Raw genomic sequence first — 11679 nt, 5'->3', positions numbered from 1 at the left:
TTACGCCTTTTCCACTTTCACTAAAAATCCTTTGTACTCCGGCGTTTGCGAATTAGCGTCGCCCACTGACGGCGTCAGCGTGTTGGCGAGGAAGCCTTTGCGCGTCGCGCCTTCGAAGCCCCAGTGGCAAGGAATGCCGACGGTATCGACCGGCTTGCCGTCAATGTGCAGGCGCTGCAGACGCCGCGTCACCACCGCTTTGGCTGTGATATAGCCGCGGCGGGAAGAGACCCTGACTTTGTCGCCCGCCTTGATGCCTTTCTCCGCTGCCAGCTCCGCGCCGATCTCCACAAACTGTTCCGGCTGCGCGATGGCGTTCAGCAGGGCGTGCTTGGTCCAGTGGCGGAACAGCTCGGTAATGGAGTAGGTGGTGGCGACGCAGGGATACTCGGCCGCTTCGCCCAGCAGGGCGGCGTCGCGCGCAAAGAGGCGCGCCACCGGGCTGTGGCTCTGCTGCGGATGCAGCGGATTGGCCTCCAGCGGGCTCTCCATCGGCTCGTAGTGCTCGGGGAACGGGCCGTCTGCCATTTTGTCGAGCGCGAAGAGATGCCCCAGGCCGTCCGGCTGCATGATAAAGGGACCTGCCTGCTGCTGCGGCGCCAGCGTCAGCGGATAGTCCGGCACGTCGATGCCCTGCCAGCGCTGGCCGTCCCACTCGATCAGGCGACGGTTCGGGTCCCAGGCTTTGCCCTGTTCGTCGGCGGAAGCGCGGTTATAGAGAATGCGGCGGTTGGCCGGCCACGCCCAGGCCCAGCCGGAAACTGCGCCCAGGCCTGAAGGATCGGCGTTGTCGCGACGCGCCATCTGGTTGCCCTGCGGCGTCCAGCTGCCCGTATAGATCCAGCAGCCGCTGGCGGTGCTGCCGTCGTTGCGCAGCTCGGCGAAGGCGTTAAGCTGCTGGCCTTTTTTCAGCAGCAGCTTGCCGCTGGCGTCGTAAACGTCCTGCAGCGCGCGGCCGTTGCTCTCCTGCGCCACCTCTTCCGGCGACGGATCGGCGGGATTGCTGTAGTCCCAGCGCATCGCCATCAGCGGCTCCGGCGCGACGCCGCCTTCCTGGCGGTAGAGTTCGCGCAGACGCAAAAAGAGATTGCCGAGGATTTTTCCGTCGTGCAGCGCCTCGCCCGGCGGTTCGGCCGCCGCCCAGTGCCACTGCAGCCAGCGCGACGAGTTGGCGACCGAGCCGTCCTCTTCGGCGAAGCAGGAAGAGGGCAGGCGGAACACTTCCGTCGCGATCTGCGCGGGATCGACGTCGTTGAATTCGCCATGAGGCTGCCAGAAGCTGGCGGTTTCAGTGCTGAGCGGATCGATCACCACCATATACTTCAGGCGTGAAAGCGCGCGACAGGCTTTGTTTTTGTCGGGGAAGGCGGCAAGCAGGTTAAAGCCCTGAATCAGTGCGCCGTTTATTTCGCCCTGCTCCATCATCTCTGCCTGCGCCATGCAGTCGTAGCTTTTATCCCACTTGGGCAGCCAGTCGTAGCCCCACTGGTTGTCCGCCGTGGCGGCATCGCCGTAAAAGCTCTTCATCAGGCTGATAAAGAATTTATCGGTGTTTTGCCAGTAGTTGACCTGGCCCGGCAGCGACGCGGCAGGCGTCGCTTTTTGCAGGTAGTCCGCCAGCGTCGCCATCTTTTCCGACGGCAGCGGCAGATAGCCCGGCAAACTTTGCGACAGCAGGCCGAGATCGGTATAACCCTGCACGTTGGAGTGGCCGCGCAGCGCGTTGATGCCGCCGCCCGGCATGCCAATATTGCCCAGCAGCAGCTGGATCATCGCCGCGGTGCGGATAATCTGCGAGCCGTTAGTATGGTGCGTCCAGCCCAGCGCGTAGAGAATGGTGGCGGTACGGTTGGGCGCGCTGGTGGTCGCCAGCTGCCGACAGATAGCGAGAAAGGTCTCATGGGGCGTGCCGCACAGGCGCGTCACCATCTCCGGGGTATAGCGGCTGGCGTGCGCTTTCAGCAGATTCAGCACGCAGCGCGGATGGCTAAAGCTGTCGTCGCGGCGCGCATGGCCGTTTTCATCCATTTCATAGCGCCAGCTGGCGCGGTCGTACTGGCGCGTCTCCGCGTCGTAGCCGCTGAACAGCCCCTCTTCAAAGCTATAGCCCTCGCTGACGATCAGCGCGGCGTTGGTGAAGGCGCGCACGTACGGCTGCTGAATCTGATTGTGCTGCAGCAGATAGTTGATGACGCCCATCAGAAACACCACGTCGCTGCCCGCGCGCACCGGCGCATAGAGATCCGCCACCGACGCCGAGCGGTTGAAGCGCGGATCCACGACGATGACCTGCGCGTTGTTGCGCGTCTTCGCCTCGATCACCCACTTAAAGCCCACCGGATGCGCTTCCGCCGGGTTGCCGCCCATAATCAGCACCACGTTGGCGTTTTTGATGTCGTTCCAGTTGTTGGTCATCGCGCCGCGGCCGAAGCTGGGCGCCAGCGCGGCGACCGTCGGGCCGTGGCACAGCCGTGCCTGGTTCTCTAGCGCCACGATGCCGAGCGCGCGTGCGAATTTATGGTCGAGCAGGCCGGTTTCATTGCTGGCGGCCGACGAACAGAACATGGCGGTGGTAGGCCAGCGGTTGACCGTGACGCCGGCGGCGTTGGTTTGCTGGAAGTGGGCATCGCGATCCTGTTTCATCAGCCGGGCGATGCGTTCAAAGGCCTCCTGCCAGCTGATGCGCTGCCATTTGTCGCTGCCCGGCGCGCGATACTCCGGATATTTCAGCCGCTGGTCGCTGTGAATATAGTCGAGCACGCCCGCGCCTTTCGGGCAGAGCGAGCCGCGGCTGACGGGATGATCGGGATCGCCTTCGATATGGTAGATAGCGGCGCTGGCGTTTTTCGCACCGTCGCCGAGGCTGTAGATCAGCATGCCGCAGCCGACGGAACAGTAGGTGCAGTTATTACGCGTCTCTCTGGCGCGTACGAGCTTATATTCCCTGACGCCAGCTAGCGCGGATTCCGGGGCGAAGCCCAGCAGTGCCGCGCTGGTTCCCGCCATTCCGCCAGCGCAGATTTTGAAAAAACTCCGTCTGGTAATTTGCATTTATCTTTCTTCTTTATTGGCTCCATTGCGAAGCTATGCAAAATAACAAGCCTGTCTGCGTATTATTTGATGAAGGTCAATAAGTTAGCCTTTAGTAATGCTTTTTTTAAATTCTGTTTAAATTTGTTTAGAGTGCGGGCAGCGGAGCGCGCCTTTTTTCAGAGGCCGGTAAAAATAGCATTCCTTTATTTAAATCGATGTTAAAGCGTGATGGGAAATCATTCTCATTTACCTCGCAGAGGCGCGCCGCAGCGCTATTGGCTATCTTTTCGCCGCATAATTTGTATAGCGGTTTTTTTGCGCTGCCGGTGACAACAGGGCAAACTTAACCGCGCGGCTGGCCGCCTTTGCGGCCGTGCAAAATTTAATTTCTTGTTAATAACAGGTCGTACTCCTTGAACGTTATCCCGCAAACTCCCGGCGAAAATTTAACAACTCAGAGCGGTGCCAGCGAAATGCCGGTGTGGCAGCGTGCCGATCTGACTGTGGCCCAGCCCGACTGGCTGGCGGATGAAGTGCCGGTCGCCCTGGTCTATAACGGCATCTCCCACGTGGTGATGATGACCACGCCGAAAGATCTGGAGGCGTTCGCTATCGGCTTTTCCCTGTCGGAAGGCATTATCGACGCGCCAGGCGATATTTTTGGTCTGGACGTGGTGCCGGGCTGTAACGGCATCGAGGTGCAGATCGAACTTTCCAGCCGACGTTTTATGGCGCTGAAAGAACAGCGTCGCGCGCTGGCGGGACGCACCGGCTGCGGCGTGTGCGGCGTAGAGCAGCTGGATCAGATCGGCAAGCCGGTGCAGCCGCTGCCTTTTACGCAGACCTTCGACCTGGCGCAGTTGGATCGCGGTCTGAGCCAGCTGAAGAGCGTTCAGCCGGTCGGCCAGCAAACCGGCTGCACCCATGCGGCGGCCTGGCTGCGTCCAGACGGCGAGCTGGCTGGCGGCTGCGAGGATGTGGGCCGCCACGTCGCGCTGGATAAGCTGCTCGGCTACCGCAGCGGCGCGGCGTGGGGCGACGGCGCGGTGCTGGTCTCCAGCCGCGCCAGCTATGAGATGGTGCAGAAATCCGCGATGTGCGGCGTCGAGATCCTGTTCGCCGTCTCGGCGGCGACGCGTCTGGCGGTCGAGGTGGCGGAGCGCTGCAACCTTACCCTGGTTGGCTTTAGCAAGCCGGGACGCGCCACGGTCTATACCCATCCGCAGCGCCTGCGTTAAAGGGCATTCAGCGGCGGCAGGCTGTAAAAACAACAGTTTGTTTATATCAGATTTGTAAATTCCTTATGTTTAATGGGGCATTGATTACCCTTTTCCGGATCATGAATTTAACTATAATGGTTCGACTGCTTACGCGGCACGCCATCAGGCGGCGCCGCTCAAATATGAAATGGAGAGGAAGAACATGAGTTATTCACTGCCATCCCTGCCTTACGCATACGACGCACTGGAACCGCACTTCGACAAGCAGACGATGGAAATCCATCACACCAAACACCACCAGACCTACGTTAACAACGCTAACGCAGCGCTGGAAGGAACCGAATTCGCTGACCTGCCGGTTGACGAGCTGATCACCAAACTGGATCAGGTTCCGGCAGACAAAAAAACCGTGCTGCGCAACAACGCTGGCGGCCACGCTAACCACAGCCTGTTCTGGAAAGGCCTGAAAATCGGCACCACGCTGCAGGGCGACCTGAAAGCGGCTATCGAAAAAGATTTCGGCAGCGTTGAAAAATTCCAGGAAGAGTTTGAGAAAGCCGCCGCTACCCGCTTTGGTTCAGGCTGGGCGTGGCTGGTGAAAAAAGGCGACAAACTGGCCGTGGTCTCTACCGCTAACCAGGACAACCCGCTGATGGGCGAAGCGATCTCCGGCGCGTCAGGCTACCCGATTCTGGGCCTGGACGTCTGGGAGCACGCCTACTACCTGAAGTACCAGAACAAACGTCCTGACTACATCAAGGCGTTCTGGAACGTGGTGAACTGGGACGAAGCTGCAGCGCGTTTCGCCTCTGCAAAATAAGTTCGTCCGTTAAAAAAGCCAAAACCGGTGAAGCGATTCGCCGGTTTTTTTATGGCTGAAATAGCGGTAATTAAACCGCAGCTAAACATGGGCGCAGTTGGCTTTTAACCTTTCAAGACATTAACCTGCCGTTGAATTTCAGGCGCGTAGGCTAAATAACATTCCACCAGAGAATGTAACATCATGTCTATTATAACTACGCCTGCGCCGGCCACCGAGTCGTCGGCTTCGCTGTTTTTTCAGTTAATCAGCGGAAAATATATCCCGAATAAACTGTGGTTGAGTAAACAATTCCGCCTGAAGTTCGCGCTGCGAACGGTGGCGTTTCCCATGACGACGCTGCGTTATTTACACCAGCTGTCGCGCCTGCCCGATTTGCATCAGGTGATGAGCGTGCAGGGGCTGTTACCCGCGAAGCCGCATCGCCCCTATTTGCGCGCGGGGTTCAGCGTGGCGGCACGCGCTCAGGCGATCCTTGATCACTATCAGCTGGTCGCCGCATTGCAAAACGGTCGGCTGCGCCAGCTGCTGCAAAGCCCCGGCGATAATTTACTGGCGACGCTGAGCGGGAAAAACGGCGAGACCTTCGAGCTCTTTTCCTGTCCAGGACGTTTCGATCGCGAAGGGGAAATTACGCTGGTGCTGCGCTATCAGAATGAAGCTATCGCCTCGCTCTCGTTTTCGCTGATCAAGGAAGCGGGGCTGCGCACTCTGCTGATCGGCGGCCTGCAGGGGCCGCGCAAACATATCTCCAGTGAGATGATCCGCGAGGCGACGAAAGCGGCGCACGGGCTGTTTCCCAAACGTCTTGTTATGGAGGTGGTCTGTATGCTGGCGCAGTGCTGCGCGGCGGAGAAGATTATCGCCGTTGGCGATACCACGCATGTGTTCCGCAGCCTGCGCTATCGTCACAGCAAAAGCGATTACTTTTTCGCCAGCTACAGCGAGTTCTGGGCATCGCTGGGCGGCGAGGCGCGCAAAGACGGGCTTTATCAGCTGCCGCTCAGGCTGCCGCGTAAAGCGCTGGAGGAGATCGCCAGTAAGAAGCGCGCAGAGTATCGGCGACGTTATGAACTGCTGGATGCGCTGGCGCAGCAGGTGTCAGCTGCCGTCGGCCAGCGCGGAGAGGATCAGGCGGGCGCCTGATCCCGAACTCAGAACGGCTTCTTCGCGAAGCCGGTCATGACCTTCAGGCCCATTTCGCGGCCCAGCGCGGTCATTGGATGCACGACCACCAGACCGCGCACGCTTTTCTTCAGCGTACCCATATCGGCCTGTTCTTTTTTGGTGATCTCGCGGCTGAACGGTAGATCCATCAGCTTTTGCGCTTCTTTGCTCAGCTTGTCGTCGCGCTTGTCGCGCAGACGTTCAATCTCGGTAACCAGCTTCTCTTTTTCTTTCAGCAGCGCGCCCAGCTTCTCGGCGTCGCCCGCTTCCAGCAGCTGCGGCTCTTTACGATTCAGGGCGTCCAGCTGATCGCTCAGACGTTTAATCTCGGCTTTTTCTTGCTCTTTCATGGCGAAAACTCGTTGTGGAAAACAGGCAAAGGATACACGAAAAGCGGCGCAAATTCGCGCGCGGTGAGAGACCAGGGCGCCTGAACGTCAGGCGCCGGGACGTTTGAACGCCTGTTTTAGGCTGATACGCGAGATCAGTTCGGTCAGAGAGAGCACCATGGTTGAGCGCACCATTTGCAGATAGCGCTGTTGCTGCATGGCGCGCAGCTCGGCGTCGTCGGGATGAAAGTCCGGTTTCGGCGGCCAGGCGGCCACGCAGTGCAGCTCGCCGAACGGGCCGAGGATCTCATCGTCGGTAAAACGGTAATCGTTTCGATCGTGGTTAAGCTCTTCGCGCAGCGCCAGCAGCAGCTCGCAATCTTCATACTCATGGCGGCTGATGACGCCCAGACCGTAGATCAGCTTAAGGCGCACCGGCAGTTCGCCGAGCGGGCCGTCGCCTAACAGCAGCGGCTCGACCGCATACTTCACCGCGTAATCGTCTTTGCGAAACACCTGCAGCACCAGCAAATTCACTGCTTCGGCCAATAGCTCGACGGCGGCGATCAGGAAGCTTCTCACCGAGCGTCCGGCGTTCAGGCGCTCAAGCACCCGGTTTTCAAAAGCTTGCTTCTCTTCCATTGTCGCCTGCAGAATTCTGATACCGTCAACGGGCGCCGCGTCGCCGCGCCCGTACCGCTTGTGCGTAACTGACACGCGCCTGTCAGGCCATCGCGTTGTACGCGCTGACCGCCGCCGCCACCACTTCGCTGTCGGCATCCAGACCGGATACCTGCGCCAGCGTCGCCTGCGGGCCTTTCTCGTTAATCAGCGCTTCCAGCTCCTGCGCCTGCGGATCCTGCGCGCTGCGATAGTGCATCGCGGCGGCGATGCCCTGCACCAGATGCGCGTTCGGCAGCTGATACTCCAGCGTGCCCAGCGTCGGTTTGATCAGGCGATCGCCCGCGCTCAGCTTACGCAGCGGCTGACGGCCTACGCGCTCTACGTCATCTTTCAGGTAAGGATTCTCGAAACGGCCGAGAATTTTTTCGATATAGGCGGCGTGCTTGTCGGCGTCGAAACCATAGCGCTTGATCAGCACCGCGCCGCTCTCTTCCATCGCCCCTTTGACCACCGCGCGGATTTTCTCATCCAGGATGGCGTCGCGAATGGTCTGATGCCCGGCGAGCTGGCCGAGATAGGCGGTGATGGCGTGACCGGTGTTAAGGGTAAACAGTTTGCGCTCGACGAACGCCATCAGATTGTCGGTAAGCTCCATGCCCGCAATGGCAGGCAGCTCGCCTTTGAACTGGGTTTTATCGACGATCCACTCGCTAAAGGTTTCCACGGTGACTTCCAGCGGATCGTTGCTGCCCGCTTCGGACGGCGGCACAATGCGGTCCACGGCGGAGTCGACGAAGCCGACGTGCTGCTCGACCCAGGCGTGATGCTGCTCCGGCAGCGCTTTCAGCACGTGCTGCTTCAGCTGGCTGGTGCCGCGCACCATGTTTTCGCAGGCAATAATATTCAGCGGGCGATCGTTGCCCTGGTCATGGCGTTTCACCAGGCCTTTAGCCACGCTGCCCGCGATGCGCTCCAGGATTTGCGGGCCGACGGCGGTGGTCACCAGATCGACCTCTGCAACCAGCGCGATAATGTCGTCGCTGGTGCTGTTAACAGCGCTGACGCCCTTCACGATTTCCACTTTCGCCTGCTCGCCAACCACATGTACTGGATATTCATGACGCGCGTTCAGTGCATCCAGCACCACCTGGTTAACATCGGCGAACACCAGTTCAATGCCTGCATCCGCCAGCAGCTTGCCAATAAAGCCGCGACCGATATTACCTGCTCCAAAATGTAACGCTTTCATAATATTGACCCATATCAAATGACGATGGGGCGGGCACGCCCGCCCCGGAAATCGGGACGGGCTTACCCGCCCCAGGGAAATTCACGCAGGACGTTTAGGCGGTCGCCGGGCTGCCCGAGAGCAGATCCAGCACTTCCTGCACGCTGGTGGTGTGCGCCAGCTTCTCAATCACGCTTTCATCATCCAGCGCGTTGGTGAGGCTGGTGATCACCTGGATATGCTCATTGTTGCGCGCCGCGATGCCGATAACCAGGCGGGCCACGTCGTCCGCATCGTCGCCGAACAGCACGCCCTGCGGATACTGACAGAACACCACGCCGGTTTTCAATACGCGATCTTTCGCTTCCACCGTGCCGTGCGGCACTGCGATCGACTCGCCGAGATAGGTCGGGGTGAGTTTTTCACGCGCCAGCATCGCTTCAACATATTCCGGCTGAACGTAGCCGCCTTTCACCAGCTGCTCGCCGGCGAAGCGGATCGCCTGCTCTTTGTTGCTGGCGCTCAGGCCGAGGAAGACGTTGTCCGCGCCCAGCTTAAACAGATGCGGGTTGCTGGTGTCGTAGCTGTCCGCCAGCGTGGTCTGTACGACTTCGCGGTGCGCTTCGCTGCGGTTTGCCGCCACCAGACGATCGGTCAGATTGCTATAGAGCGCGCTGTCGAGGAAGTTGTTCAGTGAAATATGCTGCGCCTGCGGCGCCTGGCGCATCGCGCGCTCGGTGAGGTCGCGGTGGGTAATCACCAGATCGACGTCGCCCGGCAGCGAGTTAATCGCGCTGTTGGTGACGGACACGTTCGTGAGTCCCGCATCCTGCACTTTCTTACGCAGCACGCCTGCGCCCATCGCGCTGGAACCCATGCCGGCGTCGCAGGCGACGATGATTTTACGCACGTGGCTGACGTCAACGCTGCTGGCGTCGGCGACGACCGGCGCGCCCGCGACGGCCTGGCCTTTCGACTGGGCTTTCATGTCATGCATGCGTTTGGTCGCCGCTTCGATATCGTCTTCCTCTTTAACTTTGCTGGTTTTCAGCAGGATAGAGGAGACCACGAAGGAGACCGCAAAGGCCGCGATAATCGCCGCGATATTGGCGAAGTAGGCGCCTTTCGGCGTCATCGCCAGCACCGCCAGGATAGAGCCTGGAGAGGCCGGAGAAACCAGACCGCCATTGAGCAGCGTCAGAGTGAAGACGCCGGTCATGCCGCCCAGGATTACCGCCAGCAGCAGACGCGGCGCCATCAGCACGTACGGGAAGTAGATTTCGTGAATGCCGCCCAGGAAGTGAATGATCGCTGCGCCGCCCGCAGACTGCTTAGCGCTGCCGCGGCCAAAGATCATATAGGCCACCAGCACGCCCATGCCCGGGCCCGGGTTCGCCTCGATCAGGAAGAAGATCGACTTGCCCGCTTCGCTTGCCTGCTGGATGCCCAGCGGCGAGAAGATGCCGTGGTTAATGGCGTTGTTGAGGAACAGGATTTTCGCCGGTTCAACGAAAATCGAGGTCAGCGGCAGCAGGTTGTTCTGCACCATCAGGTTGACGCCTGCGGCGAGAATATGCGACAGACCTTCCACCAGCGGACCGATAGCCAGAAACGCCAGCAGCGCCAGCAACATGCCGATAATGCCGGCGGAGAAGTTGTTGACCAGCATTTCGAAGCCGCTTTTGATCTTACCGTCAACGGCGCGGTCGAAAGATTTGATCGCCCAGCCGCCCAGCGGACCGGCAATCATCGAGCCAAGGAACATCGGCATATCGGCGCCGACGATGACGCCCATGGTGGTGATCGCGCCGACCACGCCGCCGCGATCGCCGCCAACCAGACGTCCGCCGGTGAAACCGATCAGCAGCGGCAGCAGGTAGGTGATCATTGGGCCGACCAGCTTCGCCAGCGTCTCGTTGGGAATCCATCCGGTCGGGATGAACAGCGCGGTGATGATACCCCAGGCGATAAACGCACCGATGTTAGGCATCACCATATTACTCAGAAAGCGACCAAAGCTTTGAACCTTGACCTTGACTGATGAGGACATAAAGCCACCCCTTATCGAGACGCGCTGCAATAAGAGAGCGCGTTTGTTTTTGTTAAGCCAGCACGGCGTCGAACCGTCGCTATTACTGTATGCAGGCGGACTCTAGCACGCGAATATGACGCTGCGTAGCGGGTGGCTTAAGTGTGATCCGGATCACTGAATTAAGGTGGGGTCAGGGGCTGTTTTAGTGAGTCAGATCACATAATTACGGTGTAAAAAAACCACAAAGACTATTTTTTCGCCGTAAAACAGGGGTAAATGTGACTGATATCACATTTAGATCTCTCTTGTTTGTTTCATATATGTGACTAAGATCACAAACTATTTTTGGTCGAAAATGCGCCAGATCACACTCCTGACGGCGCGTTTCTCCGACTGGCGATAATCTGAAAGGAAGCAACAGCGGAAAGGCCGAGACAAGCGCGAGGGCTTGTCTCGGAAGAGCGATTACTGCAAGCCGTTTTGAACGGCGGTCTGCGCCTGGGTTAACGCCTGCGCGTTGGCGGAGATAGTGCTCATCAGCGCGTTATATTGCGTGACCTGATCGGGGGTCGGGAACTGAACGGCGTTATTGTTGAAGCTGACGCGCGGTCCCTGCTGCTGCAGGAAGTCGCCCGCCTGCGCCGCGCCCTGGCTCAGCGCCTGTAGCTTCGGCAGCAGCGGCACCAGCTGAGTGGCCGGCTGCGTGACGACTTTGTCGTAAGCGGCGTCGTAGACCTTTTTCAGGTCCTCTTCCTGCTTAAGCGAGGCTTTGCTGCTGTCCGCCTGCATTTTGGCGCTCTCCAGCTGCTGCGTGACAATCACCAGCGCGCCGTTCGCCTGGCGCAGCGCGTCGCGGCGCGTCAGATAATCCTGCGGCACGCGGATCGCCGACAGCTCATCGACCACCGGACGCATGCCCTGATCGATCGCCTTATTCACCTGCTGGGAAAAGCCGTAAAGAATGGCGTAGTCGCCTGCGTATTTACCAAAATTCTGTTTCTGGCTTTCGCTCAGGCTTGGCAGATGTTCGCCGCTGCGCATAACGGTGTTTTGCAGAAAATCGATAAAGGCTTTGCGCTGATCGCCCTCTTTGTCGCCGCACGCGGTGAGGTTAAGCACCAGTAACGCGGCGCCGAGCAACATGCCGGTACGCATCCAGATGCGAGAAATTCCTGATGCCATAAGGGCAACTCCTGTAAATGAGAATGTAGATAACCGAGGAATGG

At 59.3% G+C, this 11679-nt stretch carries 9 protein-coding genes; 3 read left to right on the top strand and 6 right to left on the bottom strand.

Going from position 1 to position 11679, the window contains the following annotated elements; translation table 11 throughout:
* Positions 1-3051 carry a formate dehydrogenase-N subunit alpha gene (gene fdnG, locus B3229_RS09245; protein WP_286870425.1) on the bottom strand — a complete coding sequence of 1017 codons (3051 nt, stop codon included), beginning with the start codon at positions 3049-3051 and terminating at the stop codon, positions 1-3.
* A 455-nt stretch (positions 3052-3506) separates the two neighbouring features.
* Here fdnG and fdhD point away from each other — a divergent pair, with 455 nt between their 5' ends.
* The 3 genes from fdhD (at position 3507) to B3229_RS09230 (ending at position 6219) form a co-directional block, all read left to right on the top strand.
* The gene (fdhD, locus tag B3229_RS09240) at positions 3507-4271 is read left to right on the top strand and encodes a formate dehydrogenase accessory sulfurtransferase FdhD (protein WP_048782155.1); all 765 of its coding nucleotides are present in this window, start codon (positions 3507-3509) and stop codon (positions 4269-4271) included.
* A gap of 184 nt (positions 4272-4455) precedes the next feature.
* The gene (gene sodA, locus B3229_RS09235) at positions 4456-5073 is read left to right on the top strand and encodes a superoxide dismutase [Mn] (RefSeq protein ID WP_048782153.1); all 618 of its coding nucleotides are present in this window, start codon (positions 4456-4458) and stop codon (positions 5071-5073) included.
* Positions 5074-5256: 183 nt separating this feature from the next.
* On the top strand, positions 5257-6219 hold the full coding sequence (locus B3229_RS09230) for a VirK/YbjX family protein (RefSeq protein WP_286870424.1): 963 nt from the start codon (positions 5257-5259) through the stop codon (positions 6217-6219).
* A gap of 8 nt (positions 6220-6227) precedes the next feature.
* On the opposite strand, the gene B3229_RS09225 is transcribed toward B3229_RS09230, so the two are convergent.
* The 5 genes from B3229_RS09225 to B3229_RS09205 all read right to left on the bottom strand — a co-directional run bounded on the left by B3229_RS09225 (position 6228) and on the right by B3229_RS09205 (position 11635).
* Entirely contained in the window at positions 6228-6590 is a 363-nt protein-coding gene (locus B3229_RS09225; RefSeq protein ID WP_048784883.1) for a YibL family ribosome-associated protein, read from the bottom strand.
* Positions 6591-6677: 87 nt separating this feature from the next.
* Positions 6678-7211 carry an MltR family transcriptional regulator gene (locus B3229_RS09220; RefSeq protein ID WP_033755552.1) on the bottom strand — a complete coding sequence of 178 codons (534 nt, stop codon included), beginning with the start codon at positions 7209-7211 and terminating at the stop codon, positions 6678-6680.
* Between the two features lie 82 nt (positions 7212-7293).
* Positions 7294-8442, bottom strand: coding sequence for a mannitol-1-phosphate 5-dehydrogenase (mtlD, locus tag B3229_RS09215; RefSeq protein ID WP_048784879.1), 1149 nt, complete (start codon positions 8440-8442; stop codon positions 7294-7296).
* A gap of 94 nt (positions 8443-8536) precedes the next feature.
* Positions 8537-10471: a PTS mannitol transporter subunit IICBA gene (locus tag B3229_RS09210; protein ID WP_286870423.1), complete on the bottom strand. Its 1935-nt coding sequence runs from the start codon at positions 10469-10471 to the stop codon at positions 8537-8539.
* A 447-nt stretch (positions 10472-10918) separates the two neighbouring features.
* The gene (locus B3229_RS09205; protein ID WP_033755558.1) at positions 10919-11635 is read right to left on the bottom strand and encodes a DUF3053 domain-containing protein; all 717 of its coding nucleotides are present in this window, start codon (positions 11633-11635) and stop codon (positions 10919-10921) included.
* Between the last annotated feature and the right edge of the window lie 44 nt (positions 11636-11679).

The sequence above is a fragment of the Pantoea sp. UBA5035 genome, assembly GCF_002415245.1.
Classification (GTDB): domain Bacteria; phylum Pseudomonadota; class Gammaproteobacteria; order Enterobacterales; family Enterobacteriaceae; genus Pantoea; species Pantoea septica.
This window is presented reverse-complemented; position numbering and strand designations above follow the sequence as displayed.